The following is a 16,540-nucleotide window of genomic DNA, read 5'->3' on the forward strand; positions in this document are numbered from 1 at the left end:
TCGCTCATTGGATCGGCGCAAGTGTGGCGCCATTTGCCGTCAATTCAGCGCTACAGCATCAGCCGAAGCGCCATAAAGGGCGAACCAAGTGGGAAGGAGCGAAATATCGTCCGGACCGACTGGTCAGCCCTGCCGCCTAAGCAACAGGGCATGAACGGGACCACGCTGGCGATGCGTCGGAAATATTGTCACGTCACCCTCCCGTCTCGACATTGAACGATGCATAAGTTTATGCCGCCCCGAAGGACGGCACAAGATATTCAGCAGAAATAAAAGAGACCTATCGCCAACACCATCGCAAGAACACGCGAGGTGCGGAGATTGGCCAGCCGGTACGCAATACTATTTCCGGCGTGTGGCCAATGTCCTGGCACAGCTGGGCGGGGAACACTTGTTTGATACGCAATACTCAAGTGATCTGCCCTCATACGGCAACTCCATACAAAAACCGTATGTCCACATGAGTATCAGCACGCACTTAAAAAAGTGCTCCCAAGAAACAAACAGAACGTAAATTCATCCACTTATCCTGGGACACTCACTGTCCCGGAATGAGAACAAGCACCCGTCACGCACATCCAGAGTTCTCATATCGTTCACCTTGACGGCAATGAAGCACAGCTCATCTGTGGGAATTGCACGCAGGTCCAGACCGGCAAAAATCCTCGCGATATGGTAGAAAACCCAATTCGCCCGATTCGGGCCGAACTGATGGAAAATGTATGTCGTCAGATCTCTTCGGAGCAGCCGCTCCTCAGCAAGACCAACCACAGATCAAACCGAAAGCCGAAGTCGCGCCTCGCGTCTCCGGTTCGCCGGAGGCCTATGGTGCTGCCGACATCGAGGTTTTGGAAGGCCTTGAGCCTGTCCGTCGCCGTCCGGGCATGTATATCGGCGGCACGGATATCAACGCCTATCACCACCTCTTCGCCGAAGTTATCGACAACTCGATGGACGAAGCGATCGCTGGTCACGCGACCCGCATCGAAGTTCATTTGGGCGCCGATGGCTATTTGACCATCTCGGATAACGGCCGCGGTATTCCGGTCGAAATCCACCCAAAGTTCCCCGGTCGCTCCACGCTAGAGATCGTGCACACGATTTTGCACGCCGGCGGCAAGTTCGACGGCAAGGCCTATGAAACATCCGGCGGCCTTCACGGCGTTGGTGTTTCGGTTGTGAACGCGCTCTCGGACGACCTGATCGTTGAGGTCGCGCGCGAGCAACAGCTTTATCGCATTCAGTTTTCGCGCGGTAAGGTGGTGCAGGACGTGGTCAATGTTGGCCGCGTGCAGAACCGTCGCGGCACCACGACCCGCTTCCATCCCGACCCGGAAATTTTTGGCCCGACCGCAAAGTTCAATGCCGGTCGCCTCTTCCGCATGACCCGCGCCAAGGCATACCTCTTTGGTGGCGTTGAGCTGCGCTGGAGCTGCGACGACGAACTGGCCAGCGACGACGTTCCGGCCAAGGCTGTGTTCCACTATCCGGACGGCCTCAAGGACTTCATGACGGCGCGGATCGAAGGCGAAACGCGCATTACCGACGAAATTTTCGCGGGCAAGACCGGCCGCCCCGGCAGCCACGCCTCGGTTGAATGGGCGATTGCATGGACCCTGGGTGACGGCGGCGTACAGTCTTATTGTAATACCGTCCCGACGCCCGATGGCGGCACGCACGAAGCGGGCCTGCGCATGGTGCTACTGCGGGGCCTCAAGAACTATGCAGAACTGATCAAGCACAAGGGCGCGGCCAATCTGACCGCGGAGGACATACTGACCTCCTGCTCGGCAATGCTTTCGGTGTTCGTGCGCGAACCTGAATTCGTTGGCCAGACCAAGGACAAGCTCGCCTCGCAAGAAGCCACACGCATTGTTGAAACAGCGCTGCGCGATGCGTTCGACCATTGGCTGGCGGCCTCGCCCAACCAGGCAGGCAAGCTGCTCGACTGGGCCGTTGAGCGCGCTGAAGAGCGCTTGCGTCGCCGCAAGGAAAAAGAGATCGATCGCGCCAGCGCCACGCGCAAGCTACGCCTGCCCGGCAAGCTCGCAGACTGCACGCAGAATGCGGCGCAGGGCGCTGAATTGTTCATCGTGGAAGGTGACTCGGCGGGCGGATCTGCCAAGCAGGCGCGTAACCGCATTACGCAGGCCGTTATGCCGCTGCGCGGCAAGATCCTCAACGTTGCTGGCGCAAGCCGAGACAAGCTCGCCGCCAACCAGCTGATTGCCGATCTCATCCAAGCGCTCGGTTGCGGCACCCGCGACCGCTATTCTGAAGATGAGCTGCGGTATGACAAGATCATCGTCATGACCGACGCGGACGTCGACGGCGCGCACATCGCCGCGCTCCTCATCACCTTCTTTTTCCAAGAGATGCCCAAACTCATTGAGAATGGTCACCTCTATCTTGCCCTGCCGCCGCTCTACCGCATCACTCAAGGCAATAAGACGCTCTATGCGCGGGATGACGCCCATAAGAATGAGTTGATGAAGACCGAGTTCACCGGCAAGAGCAAAATCGACATCACCCGATTTAAAGGTCTGGGTGAGATGCCGTATGTGCACCTGCGCGAGACGACGATGTCCCCAAAATCGCGCCAGTTGCTACAGGTGAAAATGCTGGATGATCGCGATGCAACCCGCACCGCCGTGGATCGATTGATGGGCAACAAGCCTGAATTGCGCTATGAATTCATTCAGGAGAACGCTGCATTTGTGACCGATTTGGACATATGATCAGCAAAGATTTACTGCAATATGGCGTGAATCGGGCAAACCCGTTGACAGTCAAGGGGTTTGCGCTATGGTCCGCGCCGCTAGCTATACGTTAGGCATCGGCATTTCTATCGCCGGGGAATGCTAACGTCAGCACCCTGCAACACTCTGGATCCGCCGTGTGTTGCTTTTGAACGCGAATGGTCACGCGACATTGTTTCCATTCGAAACTTTTAGGGCAGCGCGCCCGCAATAGCGGTACAGGCGCGCGCTCATCGGTGACGCTGAGGTCATGTACTGGCTGAATAGCGCCGCTCCGCACCGCTGATTGGGACGACCGACTTGACCGACGACTTTTCCGGACTTGGGCTTTCGAGCAAGGTAACCGAAGCTGTCACAGACGCTGGTTACACGAAGCCTACCGAGATCCAGGCTCAGGCAATTCCACACCTTCTGAATAAGAAGGATCTTATTGGTATCGCGCAGACGGGTACCGGGAAGACTGCCTCTTTTGTATTACCCATGCTGACGCTGCTGGAAAACGGCCGCGCCCGCGCTCGTATGCCCCGCACACTCATTCTTGAACCGACCCGCGAACTCGCGGCGCAGGTTGCCGAGAACTTTGAGAAGTACGGAAAAAACCACCGTCTATCGATGGCTCTGATCATCGGCGGCGTATCGTTTGAAGAGCAGAACAAGAAGCTTGATCGCGGCGTTGACGTGCTGATCGCTACTCCTGGCCGTCTGCTCGACCAATTCGATCGCGGCAAGATCCTGCTGACCGGCGTGGAAGTTCTCGTCATCGACGAGGCCGACCGCATGCTCGACATGGGCTTTATCGACGATATCGAAAAGATTTGTTCGCGCCTACCGCCGCGTCGCCAGACCATGCTGTTCTCGGCAACGATGGACCCACAGATCGAGCGCCTGACCAAGCGCTTCCTCAAGGACCCAGTCCACGTTCAGGTCTCGCGCACTTCTTCGACCGCCGACACGATTGATCAGAAGCTGGTCAAGGTATCCTCGCGTCCAGATCAGAAACGCGCGGCTCTGCGCGAACAGATCAACGCGGCAGAAAACCTCACCAATGCGATCATCTTCTGCAATCGCAAGCGTGATGTGGCTACCCTCGCCCGCTCGCTTCAGCGCCACGGTTTCTCCGCTGGTTCGCTGCATGGCGACATGGACCAGAAGAGCCGCATGGAAACTCTGGATGCCTTCAAGACCAACAAGCTCACGCTCCTGGTTGCCAGTGACGTCGCGGCACGTGGTCTCGATATTCCAGCGGTAAGCCACGTGTACAACTTCGACGTGCCTGTGCATGCCGAGGATTACGTTCACCGTATCGGCCGTACGGGTCGCGCTGGTCGCTCTGGTGTTGCCTACACATTCGTCGCCCCCGCAGACGAAAAGCACCTCGATGCGATCGTAAAGCTGATCCAGAAGCAGATCGAATGGCTCGCGCCAAGTAAGACTGCCCAGGCAATCACAACTGAAGCCGCTCCCGATGCTGCTGAAGACGCTGAAGCAAAGCCATCGCGTGGCCGTCGTGGCGGTCGCACCCGCAAGGTCGCTAAGGCTGAAAAGTCCGATGTTGTGGCTCCGTCGCCTACAGAAGTAGAAACGAATACCGTGGACGAACCACTTAAGCCGCAAAGAACGCGCGCCGACAACGCACGCCGCAAGCGCAATAACGACACTGCACCAGTGGCAGCGCCGAACAATAATGGGCCATTTGGCGACGCCGGACCAATCCCAGCGTTCTTGCTGCGCCCGACGCGCATTGCCCAATAATCATTAAACGCTCCAAGATTAAGCATTGCTACATCTTGGAGCGTTACTTTCTCACATCCGCGTGAGAATATCCTTACGCACGACTCACTTAACCATGCTGGATTAGGCCAGCACACCGGGGGGCTGGTGGTAGTGTCGGATCAGGATCTAGAGCGCTCTTTTGGCTTTGCCAAAATCGCCATAAATCAATTGAAGCAGAATTGCGTACCGGCCGAACCGGCCTTTTACGAGCTGCTTTACACCTATGTCAAAGGCACCAACCAGAGCCTGAACGATCGCCTCAACGCGCTCTTCATGTCTGGCGTGCAGCTCACTCCACTCACTGCCGAACTGCTCCACAAGGAGTTTTTTGAGGTGGCGGTGTCAGAACGGGTGTCTGTTGTTTCAGACCGCGTCGCTGAGCGCATCAATGCCGTGAACGGCGCCATTCAAGGCGCGCTCGAAACTGCGCAGGATTTCAGCACCACGCTCTCCAGCGCATGGTACGACCTCGACACAGCGCGCGATGCAAGTTCCGTAAAAGAGATCACGCGGAAGCTCATTGTTGAAACTGAGCGGATGCAGGATGATAACTCCCTGCTCAGCGCGCAACTGGCCGCATCACGCGATGCAATAGCGAATATGCAGCGTGATCTGGATGAAGTTCGTCGCGAAGCGATGCTGGACCCGCTGACCAAGCTCTATAATCGTGCGCGCTTTGACACCTGTCTGATAGACGCCATGCACGAAGCGCGCCTAGCAGGCACGCCATTGTGTCTTCTGCTCGTCGATATCGATAATTTCAAGGCCTTTAACGACAGCTATGGTCACCTCACCGGCGACCAAGTGCTGCGCCTCGTCGCAGGGCAGTTGCAGACCTCGCTCGAGGGCAAGGGCATTGCTGCCCGGTTTGGCGGTGAAGAGTTCGCGGCAATATTGCCCGAAACCGACATGCGCCTGGCGTCCCTTACCGCAGAGATCATTCGCGAAGCCATTCAGAGCAAGCAATTGCTGCGCATTTCCACGAGCGAGCGCTTGGGCAATCTCACCGCGTCTATCGGGGTTGCAAAATTTGGCCAGGCCGATAGCTTCGCCAGCCTCGTCGACCGCGCCGATGCCTGTCTTTATGCAGCTAAGCGCGCGGGGCGTAATCGCGTCATCTGTGAAGATGAGTTGCAAACCCCGCGCTCGGTTGCCTCGTCAGTCGCCTAACTCAAGCCGTCGGCGTTAGCGTAACGCCGAGGCTTTCCAGCATGTCCCAATATTCCGGATAGGTCTTGCCTGTGCAGGCAGGGTCGAGAATAACCACGTTATCGACGAGTAGGCCCGCCAGAGCAAAGCTCATGGCGATGCGATGATCGTGATAGGTCTCAATTTTTGCGCGCGAGTTGCGCCCCTTAAGCTTGGCAGGGAGTTGTGGGTCGGATGCGATGAGCAGATCGTCCCCCTCCTCCGTGGCGAGGCCCGGCATGATCCGATTAAGCTCATTGGCGACGGCCCGAATGCGGTCCGTTTCTTTGACGCGCAAATTGGCAATGCCAACAAATCGCACAGGCGTGTTATTAAAGGCAGCGACGACGGCCATGGTCGGAACCGCGTCTTGCATTTGCGAGCCATCAATCACCGCTGGCATATTCGGGTAAGCCGCAATCATGGCTTGCGCCGAAGCGTCCGGCTGCGTGAAGGCATCGGCTGACACACCAAGATCGATGCTGCCGCCCGTCAGTGCCTCAATGCCCCAGAGATAGGTTGCGGCAGACGCATCGGGTTCGATGTGGAAATCCGTTGCGGTGTAGCCGGTTGGCTGCACAATCCAGGTGCCCTCGTCGGCCTGTTCAACGTCAGCGCCGAAAGCGCGCATAGCCGCAAGCGTGAGATCGACATAGCCGCGGGCGCCAATGTCCTTGCCCGCGAGCGCGATTTCAATTGGGCCGTCGCCGAATGGCGCTGCCATAAGCAGGGCGGAAACATATTGGCTCGAGAGATAGGCGTCGATTTCAACGCGCCCCTTCCCAAAAGTGCCGTTGCCTTCAACAGTCACAGGCGGGCAGCCGGTCGGGCTCGACGCGCCGATGCCGAGCGCATTGAGGGCATCAACCAGAGGCTTGATCGGGCGAACGCGCATTTCCTCGTCGCCATCGACGACCACTGTGCCGTTAATCGTTGCCACTGCGGCGGTCAGAAAGCGCGTTGCGGTCCCGGCATTGCCGAGGAAGAGCGGCGCATCGGGGACGGCCAGCTTGCCTGTGCTGGTGACGAGGAAAGTCGTCGCATCCGGCTCTTCCACCGTGACGCCCATTTCGCGCAGGGCGCGGGCCATGAGCACAGTGTCCTTGCTCTTGAGCGCCCCCGTCAGGCGGCTCGTGCCATGCGCCAGCGCTGCCAACAGCAGAGCGCGATTGGTGATGGACTTGCTCCCCGGAGGCGAAACGCGACCGTTCAGAGCTTTGCCGGGCGGGGTGATGGAGTAAGCAGCTGGAAGAGTTTTTGGCATGCATTCGCTCTAGGACAAAGCCGCAACTCGCGCAATCTCGCTTCAACGCGAAAGCGTACGGGGCGTGGGGATTTTTATGGGGGATCGCGCACAAGACGAATGCACCTGCATCCAACTGGATTGCCGGGACAAGCCCGGCAATGACGGAGGGGTGGAGAGGTCCTTGTGGTGTTTCCCGCACAGCGTCCCTGCCCCCCAAAAAACAAAAACGCCCGGATCGCTCCGGGCATTTTGAAATTTCAGACAAGTCGCCAATTATGCTTCGGCGCGGGCTTCCACCAGTGCTTTGAGGTCCGCAGGCTTGAGCGTGATGCTTTCGCCGCAACCGCAGGCACCGGTCTGGTTCGGGTTTTTGAAGGTGAAGGTCGAGCCCAGCTTGCCGGCCTCAAAATCCATCACCGTGCCGAGCAGGTACATGGTCGCCTTGGGATCAACCCAGACGTTGACGCCCTTGTCCTCGACATGGTCATCGCCCGCCACAGCTTCGCTGACATAGTCCATCGTGTAGGCAACACCCGCACAGCCGGAATTCTTGATGCCAACGCGCAGACCGATCACAGGCGTATCCGAGTCTTCGATAATCTCGGTGATACGCTCTACAGCGGCGTCTGTCAGCGACATGATCTTGAACGGCATGGATCGAAACCTTTATCGGCGTTTCACGATATATAGGACGAAACGCGTCCCATTACCACCAGTTCAACGCAACCTGAGCTTCTTCGCTCATGCGGGTCGCATCCCATGGTGGATCAAACACCATGTTGACCTTAACGTCCTGAATTCCTTCAACGCTGCGGGCAGCGTTTTCGACCCAGCCGGGCATTTCACCAGCCACGGGGCAACCGGGCGCGGTCAGGGTCATGTCGATGGTGAGGTTACGATCCTCGTCCAGATCAACCTTGTAGATCAGGCCAAGCTCATAAATATCGACCGGAATTTCTGGGTCGTAGACGGTCTTCAACGCGCCAATCAGGTCCGTCGTGATCCGCTCGACTTCATTCTCTGGCAGGCTGGCAGAAACACTGGGGGTGATGCGCGTGTCGGTTACGGTATCGTCGCTCATGGTCGTCTTTCTCGTGCCTAATCAGGCAAAAAATTTCGCGGCGCGCTGAATGCCGTCGACCAGCGCGTCAATATCGTCTTTGCCGTTATATAGGGCCAAAGAGGCACGGCAGGTAGAGGTCACGCCAAAACGTTTCAGCAGCGGCTGGGCACAATGGGTGCCAGCGCGAACAGCGATGCCGTAACGATCAAGGACCGTGGCGACGTCATGGGCGTGCGCACCGGCAATCTCGAACGAGAAAATGCCGCCCTTGCCTTCGGCAGTGCCGATCATGCGCAGGGAATTGATGCTCTTGAGCTTTTCGGCGGCATAGGCAGCGACTTCATGCTCATGGGCGATGATGTTTTCACGGCCAAGGTTTTGCATGTAGTCGAGGGCTGCGCCGAGGCCCATGGCCTGAACGATAGCCGGCGTGCCCGCCTCAAAGCGATGGGGCGGCTCGTTATAGGTGACGCCTTCAAGGGTTACGGTTTCGATCATTTCGCCGCCACCCTGATAGGGCTGCATCTGGGCGAGAAGATCGTATTTGCCGTAGAGAACGCCAATGCCAGTCGGGCCGTAGAGCTTGTGGCCGGTCATAATGTAGAAATCGACGTCGAGTTCAGCCACGTCCACAGTGGTGTGAACGGCGCCCTGCGAGCCATCGATGAGCACAGGAATGCCGCGCGCGTGGGCGCGTTCGATCACGCCCTTGATTGGAGTGACCGTGCCCAAGACGTTGGACATGTGGGTCATGGCGACCATGCGGGTCTTGTCCGATAGCGCCGCTTCAAAGGCATCCATATCGAAAGAGCCGTCGTCCTTGACGTCGACCCACTTCAAAACCGCCCCCTGACGTTCGCGCAGGAAATGCCACGGCACGATATTGGAATGGTGCTCCATGGTGGTGATGATGATCTCATCACCTTCCCTGATGCGCGGGCCAGCAAAGGAGGAGGCGACCAGGTTGATCGCTTCGGTGGCCGATTTGGTGAAGATGATTTCTTCGAGACGCGGCGCATTGATGAAGCGCTTTACGCTTTCCCGCCCGGCTTCGTAGCCTTCCGTCGCCCGATTGGCGAGCGTGTGCAGACCACGGTGGACGTTGGCGTATTCGTGGCGGAACGCATAATCCATGCGCTCAAGCACGGCGTTCGGCTTTTGCGCCGATGCGCCGCTATCGAGATAGACAAGACGATGACCGTGAATTTGCTCCGACAGGATCGGAAAATCAGCACGAACGGCAGCTAGATCGAAGGTCATGTTTTGGTCCTTGTGGCGTCCCGGTCCACGAACGGAGCATTTTGGGTGGGTGAGGGGAAATTCCCCTACCCCTATTTGCATTGAAGGCCCCCTCACCCGGCGCTCGGCGCCGACCTCTCCCCCGAGGGGAGAGGCGAAGGGTGAGGCCCTTACTTGCCGAGAAGCCAAGTGTCGATGACGTCGTTGAGAACGCCAGCAACTGCTTCGTTTTCGATCGGGTCGACCAGTTCTGCGATAAAGCCGCGAACCATCATGGTTTCTGCTTCAGCCTTGGGAATACCGCGGCTGAGGAGATAGAAGAGGCTATCTTCATCCAGTTTGCCGCACGTCGAACCATGGCCGCAGACAACGTCGTCGGCGTAGATTTCGAGTTCTGGCTTGGAGAGGATTTCCGCTTCGTCCGACAGCATCAGGCCCTGATGCATGAACTTGGCATCGGTCTTCTGCGCATCGCGCGCCACAATCAGCTTGCCCTGAATGACCGACTTGGAACGGCCACGAGCAATCGACTTGAACAGCGGCTGCGAGGTGGTGTGCGCCACAGCGTGCTCAGTGATCATGGTGATGTCAGCATGCTGACCATCGGCCACGAGATTAAGCCCAGTGACGTCCGCATGTGCCTCAGCGCCTTCAAGACGCGGCAGCACCTGTGTGCGAGCCAGATTTGCACCACCATGGACCACCAGCGTGCGCAACTGCGCGCCGGCTGCAAGGTGATACTCATTGGTCGCGAAGTGCGAGGACTGCGCTGGCGAACGGTCGATCGACACGTGCACAACTTCAGCGCCTTCGCCCAGGGCGATGTAGACGGCGTGGTTGCCCAAGTGCGCAGCGTCCGAACCGGCGAAGGTTTCGACGATGGTGACCTTCGCGCCATCCGCCACGAAGACCTTCACAGCGTCCGAGACGTGTGCAGCTTCGCCAACGATGGTGTGATCAATCTGGATCACCTGCTCGTCGCCAGCGGCGATGTCGAGCGAGAGAGCGGTCTTGGTCAGGCCGTTGTTGATGTGGGTTACAACATCATCGCGGGTCGACAGAACGCCACCACGTGCGGTGCCGATCATAATGCCTGCAGGAGCGTCCGTAGACGCCTTTACAGCACCATTGACGATCGAGATCACATAAGCGCCCTCAATCGCCACAGACGGCGCCACGGCGTCGTTTGCAGCCGCTGCGAGATCCGGTACGGCGCGCAGCAGAGTCTTCAAATCCGTGTAGTGATAGGCTTCGACGCGACGGGTCGGCAGACCCGCAGTTTCGATCCGCTCCGCAGCCTGATCAGCGCCAGCGGCCTTCAACTGCTCAATCAGCGTATGCTCGGCAGCGCCGAGACGAACTGGAAAAGTCGCCATTGTTACGCTGCCTCGCCGCCGTAGTTGGCATAGCCTTCAGCTTCGAGCTTGAGCGCGAGCGACTTGTCGCCGCTTTCCACGATCTTGCCGTCCGAGAAGACGTGCACAACGTCTGGAACGATGTGGTTCAGGAGGCGCTGGTAGTGGGTGATGACGAGCATGGAACGTTTGCCGTCGCGCAGCGAGTTCACGCCGTTCGAAACAACCTGCAGCGCGTCAATGTCGAGGCCCGAGTCGGTTTCGTCGAGAACGGCCAGCGATGGCTTGAGGAGCGCCATCTGCATGATTTCCGCGCGCTTCTTTTCGCCGCCAGAGAAACCAACGTTGAGCGGACGCTTCAGCATGGCTGAGTCAACGTTCAGCGCTGCGCCAGCTTCCTTGACGAGACGCATGAACTCTGGGGTCGAGAGTTCAGCCTCGTCACGAGCCTTACGCTGCGCGTTCATCGCCGCCTTGAGGAAGGTCATGGTCGAAACGCCGGGGATTTCGATTGGGTACTGGAAAGCCAGGAACAGGCCAGCAGCAGCGCGTTCATCTGGCTCGAGGCCAAGGATGTCGACGCCGTTGAGCAGCACTTCACCTTCGGTGATTTCATAGTCTTCCTTGCCTGCGAGAACGTAGGACAGGGTCGACTTGCCCGAGCCGTTACGGCCCATGATGGCGTGAACTTCACCCTGTGGGATCACAAGGTTCACACCCTTGAGGATCTCGCGATCTTCGATGCGAGCGTGCAGGTTGCGAATTTCAAGAACGGGAGTGGTCATCTGTTTGTCTCCAAATCCGGGGTCGCCGCTAGCGCCACCCGGGTATCCAACTGTTTGCGGTTTAGCCGACGCTGCCTTCGAGGCTGATCGAGATCAGCTTCTGGGTTTCGACCATGAATTCCATTGGCAGGTGCTGAAGCACGTCACGGACGAAGCCGTTGACGATAAGCGCCACAGCTTCTTCCTCATTGAGGCCGCGCTGCATGCAGTAGAACATCTGGTCGTCGGAGATCTTCGAGGTGGTCGCTTCGTGCTCGAACACCGCAGTGCCGTTACGGCTCTCGATGTAAGGAACAGTGTGTGCGCCACACTTGTCGCCGATCAGCAGCGAGTCACACTGGGTGAAGTTACGAGCGTTCTTGGCCTTAGCGTGGGCAGAAACCTGACCGCGATAGGTGTTGTCCGAGAAGCCTGCTGCAATACCCTTGGAGATGATGCGGCTGGACGTGTTCTTGCCCAGATGGATCATCTTGGTGCCGCTATCGACCTGCTGGTAGCCGTTCGAAATCGCGATCGAGTAGAATTCACCGCGCGAATTGTCGCCGCGCAGGATGCAGCTTGGGTACTTCCAAGTGATCGCCGAGCCGGTTTCAACCTGCGTCCAAGAAATCTTCGAGTGGTTGCCACGGCAATCGCCGCGCTTGGTCACGAAGTTATAGATGCCGCCCTTGCCGTCCTTGTCGCCCGGGTACCAGTTCTGGACCGTCGAGTACTTGATTTCGGCGTTTTCAAGCGCAACGAGTTCAACCACTGCAGCGTGCAGCTGGTTTTCGTCGCGCATTGGAGCGGTACAGCCTTCGAGGTAGCTGACGTAGCTGTCATCATCAGCGATGATGAGGGTACGTTCGAACTGGCCGGTCTTCTTCTCGTTGATACGGAAGTAGGTCGACAGTTCCATCGGGCAACGAACACCCTTTGGAATGTAGACGAAGGAACCGTCGGTGAAGACGGCCGAGTTCAGCGTCGCGTAGTAGTTGTCCGAAACGGGAACCACCGAGCCGAGGTACTTCTTTACGAGCTCTGGGTGCTCGCGCACGGCTTCAGAGATCGAGCAGAAGATAATGCCCTGCTTGGCCAGTTCTTCGCGGAAGGTGGTGACAACGGAAACCGAGTCAAACACCGCGTCGACCGCAACATTGGCGCCGAACGGCGTGCCAACGGATTCCGCTGCGCCTTCAACGCCAGCCAAGATCGCCTGCTCCTTGAGCGGGATACCCAGCTTGGCATAAGTCGCCAGCAGTTCCGGATCGACTTCATCAAGGCTCTTGGGGCCCTTGAAGTTCTTCGGCGCGGAGTAATAGCTGATGTCTTGGAAGTCGATCTTTGGGTAGTGCAACTTACCCCAAGCTGGTTCTTCCATGGTCTGCCAGCGGCGGAACGCTTCCAGACGCCATTCCAGCATCCATTCCGGCTCTTCCTTCTTAGCCGAGATGAAGCGAACGGTGTCTTCGTTCAGGCCGACAGCAATCGTGTCGGATTCAATGTCCGTTTCGAAGCCGTACTTGTACTTGTCGACGTCAAGCGCAAGCACCTGCTCGACGGTTTCCCGATCGATCTCTTCCTTGAGGGTCGGAATATCGAAATCCGCCATTAGGCTCTCCTTTATGTCCATCGGCGGGTCAAGGCCGCCGCGAACGAACTATTCTTTCAGCGGCCTAGGCCGCTGTTCCTGAACGCTTGTGGCGTGCAAGAAGTTTTTCAAAACCGGCAAGAAACGCAGTCACGTCCTCGCTTGTGGAAGTCCAGCCAAAGCTGACGCGCAGGGCACATTCGGCCAAAGCCTTAGGCACGCCCATTGCTGCTAGAACATGGCTAGCGCCGACCTTGCCTGACGAGCAGGCAGAGCCGGACGAAATTGATAGACCCATAAGGTCCAAGGACATCATCGCTGTAGCATTACCGAGACCGGGTACAGCGAAGTTGACCGTATTACCGACGCGCTGAGCAGCTTGCCCGAAGATTACGACATCTGGCGCAAGCGCCTTCAGTCCGGCCTCAAGCTGGTCGACGAGCGCCAACATGCTCTGCGCATCATATTCACTTGCGGCCGCTGCCGCGCCAAAAGCTGCGATCAGCGCCGTTGGTTCAGTACCACCACGACGCCCCTGCTCCTGACCACCACCCGGAATCAACCGCACAGTGTCGGCATGGCCTTTGACCAACAACGCACCAATACCGACAGGTGCGCCAATCTTATGGCCGCTTATAGCAACCATATCGGGAGCCGATGCGGCAAAATCCAGATCAATCTTGCCGTAGGCCTGAACCGCATCAATAAAAAGCGTGTGACGGGTTGGCCCCACCAGAGCACTAATCCGGCCAATTGGCTGAACTACGCCGGTTTCATTGTTCACCCAATGAAACGCCGCGAAGAGCGTGATGTTTTCTGCATCCGCACGGGACAAAAACGACTGCAGTTGATCGAGATCAATGTTGCCGTCTTCTTTTAGCCCTACGGTCCACACAGGCAGGCCCGTGGCCTCAACTGCCTTGAGGACAGCAGCGTGCTCCCCCATGCTGGTGACTATGGCGCCTGCCGAAAAAACCTTTGTTCCACCGACGATAGCCTGCGTAATGGCTTCGGTAGCGGAACTTGTGAAGACGACTTGACGGCGCTCTGCACCGGCCCGCGCAGCCACTTGTTGACGACCAGTCTCCATCACATCGCGCAGCGCGCGGCCATGAGTGTGGACCGATGAGGCATTGCCGGTGAGCGCAAGCGCAGACAACAAAGCGTCACGCGCTTCGGGGCGAAGCGGCGCGGCTGCATTGTGATCAAGATAGACCGAAGGTCTCGTCATTACGCTTACCGGACACAGTGTCCGACACCTTTATATAGAGCCAAACCGCAGCATAGAACGCATATGCGGCCAAACACGTCTTGAAATTGAAGGCCCAACTTCATTACAAGGGGCGCTCAAGCGCGCCGTTCTGCGGCGCACAATCGAGTTTCGAACCATTCTAAACTGATTTTTCGACCCATGTTTTAGGGAGAGCCCCGCGCTTAGTCAAGCTGCGTGAACTCCTTTTGAAACGTCCGAAACGTCACTGTGACAGAGCCGGAAAGGCCGGATTAATCCTATGCCAGAAGTGATCTTTAACGGCCCAGAGGGCCGCTTGGAAGGCCGTTACCAGCCAGGTAAGGAGCCAAACGCTCCAATCGCCATCCTGCTTCATCCGCATCCGCAGTTCGGCGGCACGATGAACAACCAGATCATCTACAACCTGTTCTACATGTTCGTAGAGCGTGGTTTTGCGGTGCTCCGCTTCAATTCGCGCGGCGTCGGTCGGTCGCAGGGCGCATTCGACCACGGTATCGGCGAATTGAGCGATGCCGCGGCCGCTCTCGACTGGCTGCAGACCATCAACAGAGAATCACGCGGTTGCTGGATCGCCGGTTTCTCCTTTGGTGCGTGGATCGGCATGCAGTTGCTGATGCGTCGCCCAGAAGTTGAAGGCTTTATCTCGGTGTCCCCACCGGAAAACCTCTATGACTTCTCGTTCCTCGCCCCCTGCCCATCTTCGGGTCTGATCATCCATGGTGATAAGGACCGTGTGGCTCCGCCTGCTTCGGTGCAGAAGCTCGTGGACAAGCTCAAGACCCAGAAGGGCATCACCATCGAACAGCAGATCGTGGAAGGGGCTAACCACTTCTACGAAGGCAAGATCGATGAACTGACCGAACGGTGCGCCGAGTATCTCGACCGTCGTCGTCAGGAGATCGCGGACGGCGGCGGGCGCTAAACTCAGTAGCGCAAAGAGGCGATCGCCTCACCACGGTGTGCCCTGAGTGGGCACGCCGTCATCATTCCCAGACGCCAGACCATACAACTCCGCACTGGCGGCACTTGGATCGCAAAATGAGCAAGTACACTTCCGATTTCCTGCGCACCCTTGATGAGCGCGGCTTCATCCACCAGATTTCCGACGCTGAGGGCCTTGATAAGCTCTTCGCCACCGAACAGGTCACCGCCTATATCGGCTTTGACCCAACCGCGTCGTCGCTGCACGTCGGCAGCCTGATCCAGATCATGATGCTGCACTGGCTGGAAAAGACCGGTCACCGCGCTGTTGCCCTGATGGGCGGCGGCACCGGCATGGTCGGCGATCCGTCTTTTAAAGACGAAGCGCGCAAGCTGATGGGCACGGATACGATCCAGTCGAACATCGACGGGATCAAGCAGGTGTTCTCCAACTATCTCGACTTCTCTGAAAAGTCGCTGATGGTGAACAACGGCGAATGGCTCTTGCCGCTCAACTACCTCGAATTCCTGCGCGACGTTGGCCAGCACTTCTCGGTCAATCGCATGCTCAGCTTTGACTCGGTCAAGCAGCGTTTGGATCGCGAGCAGTCGCTTTCGTTCCTCGAATTCAACTACATGATCCTGCAGGCCTATGACTTTGTGGAGCTCAACCAGCGCTACAACGTCCGCTTGCAGATGGGTGGTTCGGATCAGTGGGGCAATATCATCAACGGGATCGATCTCGGTCACCGTATGGGGACGCCACAGCTCTACGCCCTCACTTCGCCTCTGCTGACGACCTCTTCGGGTCAGAAGATGGGCAAGTCGATGAACGGCGCGATCTGGCTCAACCCAGACATGCTCTCGGCTTATGATTTCTGGCAGTACTGGCGCAACACTGAGGACGCCGACGTCGAACGCTTCCTCAAGCTCTACACCACCCTGCCGCTCGACGAGATCGCAGGCATTGTTGCTGGCGACATCAACGAAGCCAAGAAGCGCCTCGCGTCAGAAGTTACTGCCATGCTGCGTGGCAAGGCTGCAGCCGACGAAGCTGCCGAAACCGCTCGCGCGACATTCGAAACCGGTAAGCTCGACCTGTCGCTACCGACTGCTGAAGTGCCAGCGGCTGAATTGGCTGCGGGTATCGGCGTGCTCAACGCGCTCGTGAAGGCAGGCCTTGCCGCATCCAATGGCGAAGCGCGCCGTCACATCACCTCTGGTGCAGTGCGCGTCAACGATGCCGTTATCAGCGACGAAAAGCTGATGCTGGGTGACGATGCCCTGCTTGAAGAAGGCGTGATCAAGCTTTCCGTCGGCAAGAAAAAGCACGCACTGATCAAGCCGGTTTAAGTCGGTCTTTTACAACGAGTTTGAAGGGCGTCTCTC

General features: G+C 57.8%; 13 protein-coding genes. 5 read left to right on the forward strand and 8 right to left on the reverse strand.

The genetic code is table 11. The features are described 5' to 3' along the window. Positions 1-722 precede the first annotated feature (722 nt). The 3 genes from parE (at position 723) to JHC09_RS17135 (ending at position 5,702) form a co-directional block, all read left to right on the forward strand. Positions 723-2,738, forward strand: coding sequence for a DNA topoisomerase IV subunit B (parE, locus tag JHC09_RS01590; RefSeq protein WP_199530546.1), 2,016 nt, complete (start codon positions 723-725; stop codon positions 2,736-2,738). A gap of 321 nt (positions 2,739-3,059) precedes the next feature. Continuing rightward, positions 3,060-4,511 (forward strand): DEAD/DEAH box helicase, encoded by a 1,452-nt coding sequence (locus tag JHC09_RS01595; protein WP_169194067.1) that lies wholly within the window; start codon positions 3,060-3,062, stop codon positions 4,509-4,511. 132 nt (positions 4,512-4,643) lie between these two features. Further along, entirely contained in the window at positions 4,644-5,702 is a 1,059-nt protein-coding gene (locus JHC09_RS17135) for a GGDEF domain-containing protein (RefSeq protein ID WP_169194068.1), read from the forward strand. 1 nt (position 5,703) lies between these two features. Here JHC09_RS17135 and aroA read toward each other — a convergent pair whose 3' ends face one another. The 8 genes from aroA to JHC09_RS01640 form a co-directional block, all read right to left on the reverse strand. Further along, positions 5,704-6,984: a 3-phosphoshikimate 1-carboxyvinyltransferase gene (gene aroA / locus JHC09_RS01605; protein WP_199530547.1), complete on the reverse strand. Its 1,281-nt coding sequence runs from the start codon at positions 6,982-6,984 to the stop codon at positions 5,704-5,706. A gap of 255 nt (positions 6,985-7,239) precedes the next feature. Continuing rightward, positions 7,240-7,620: an iron-sulfur cluster assembly accessory protein gene (locus tag JHC09_RS01610; protein WP_169194070.1), complete on the reverse strand. Its 381-nt coding sequence runs from the start codon at positions 7,618-7,620 to the stop codon at positions 7,240-7,242. 52 nt (positions 7,621-7,672) lie between these two features. Continuing rightward, positions 7,673-8,047, reverse strand: a complete 375-nt coding sequence (locus JHC09_RS01615) for an SUF system Fe-S cluster assembly protein (RefSeq protein ID WP_169194071.1) — start codon at positions 8,045-8,047, stop codon at positions 7,673-7,675. A gap of 21 nt (positions 8,048-8,068) precedes the next feature. Beyond that, complete coding sequence (locus JHC09_RS01620) at positions 8,069-9,289, reverse strand: cysteine desulfurase (RefSeq protein WP_199530548.1); 1,221 nt, start codon at positions 9,287-9,289, stop codon at positions 8,069-8,071. Between the two features lie 149 nt (positions 9,290-9,438). Continuing rightward, positions 9,439-10,644, reverse strand: a complete 1,206-nt coding sequence (gene sufD, locus JHC09_RS01625; protein WP_199530549.1) for a Fe-S cluster assembly protein SufD — start codon at positions 10,642-10,644, stop codon at positions 9,439-9,441. Positions 10,645-10,646: 2 nt separating this feature from the next. Continuing rightward, a complete protein-coding gene (gene sufC / locus JHC09_RS01630; protein WP_199530550.1) occupies positions 10,647-11,408 on the reverse strand; it encodes a Fe-S cluster assembly ATPase SufC in 762 nt (253 codons plus the stop codon). A gap of 61 nt (positions 11,409-11,469) precedes the next feature. Then, complete coding sequence (gene sufB / locus JHC09_RS01635; RefSeq protein WP_169194075.1) at positions 11,470-12,999, reverse strand: Fe-S cluster assembly protein SufB; 1,530 nt, start codon at positions 12,997-12,999, stop codon at positions 11,470-11,472. A gap of 64 nt (positions 13,000-13,063) precedes the next feature. Next, entirely contained in the window at positions 13,064-14,209 is a 1,146-nt protein-coding gene (locus tag JHC09_RS01640) for an aminotransferase class V-fold PLP-dependent enzyme (protein ID WP_199530551.1), read from the reverse strand. Positions 14,210-14,489: 280 nt separating this feature from the next. On the opposite strand from JHC09_RS01640, the gene JHC09_RS01645 reads away from it, so the two are divergent. Then, a complete protein-coding gene (locus JHC09_RS01645; protein ID WP_169194077.1) occupies positions 14,490-15,152 on the forward strand; it encodes an alpha/beta hydrolase in 663 nt (220 codons plus the stop codon). A 116-nt stretch (positions 15,153-15,268) separates the two neighbouring features. Then, positions 15,269-16,504: a tyrosine--tRNA ligase gene (gene tyrS / locus JHC09_RS01650; protein ID WP_199530552.1), complete on the forward strand. Its 1,236-nt coding sequence runs from the start codon at positions 15,269-15,271 to the stop codon at positions 16,502-16,504. Positions 16,505-16,540: the final 36 nt, after the last annotated feature.

Origin of the sequence: Devosia sp. MC532 (assembly GCF_016461625.1) — a bacterium.
Taxonomy (GTDB): domain Bacteria; phylum Pseudomonadota; class Alphaproteobacteria; order Rhizobiales; family Devosiaceae; genus Devosia.

What these genes read in the sequence shown, in the direction of transcription:
- sufD (WP_199530549.1), bottom strand. Translation starts at nt 10,644, where the DNA reads ATGGCGACTTTTCCAGTTCGTCTCGGCGCTGCCGAGCATACGCTGATT.
- JHC09_RS01620 (WP_199530548.1), bottom strand. Translation starts at nt 9,289, where the DNA reads ATGACCTTCGATCTAGCTGCCGTTCGTGCTGATTTTCCGATCCTGTCG.
- sufC (WP_199530550.1), bottom strand. Translation starts at nt 11,408, where the DNA reads ATGACCACTCCCGTTCTTGAAATTCGCAACCTGCACGCTCGCATCGAA.
- parE (WP_199530546.1), top strand. Translation starts at nt 723, where the DNA reads ATGTCGTCAGATCTCTTCGGAGCAGCCGCTCCTCAGCAAGACCAACCA.
- JHC09_RS01640 (WP_199530551.1), bottom strand. Translation starts at nt 14,209, where the DNA reads ATGACGAGACCTTCGGTCTATCTTGATCACAATGCAGCCGCGCCGCTT.
- tyrS (WP_199530552.1), top strand. Translation starts at nt 15,269, where the DNA reads ATGAGCAAGTACACTTCCGATTTCCTGCGCACCCTTGATGAGCGCGGC.
- JHC09_RS01610 (WP_169194070.1), bottom strand. Translation starts at nt 7,620, where the DNA reads ATGCCGTTCAAGATCATGTCGCTGACAGACGCCGCTGTAGAGCGTATC.
- sufB (WP_169194075.1), bottom strand. Translation starts at nt 12,999, where the DNA reads ATGGCGGATTTCGATATTCCGACCCTCAAGGAAGAGATCGATCGGGAA.
- JHC09_RS01645 (WP_169194077.1), top strand. Translation starts at nt 14,490, where the DNA reads ATGCCAGAAGTGATCTTTAACGGCCCAGAGGGCCGCTTGGAAGGCCGT.
- JHC09_RS01615 (WP_169194071.1), bottom strand. Translation starts at nt 8,047, where the DNA reads ATGAGCGACGATACCGTAACCGACACGCGCATCACCCCCAGTGTTTCT.
- aroA (WP_199530547.1), bottom strand. Translation starts at nt 6,984, where the DNA reads ATGCCAAAAACTCTTCCAGCTGCTTACTCCATCACCCCGCCCGGCAAA.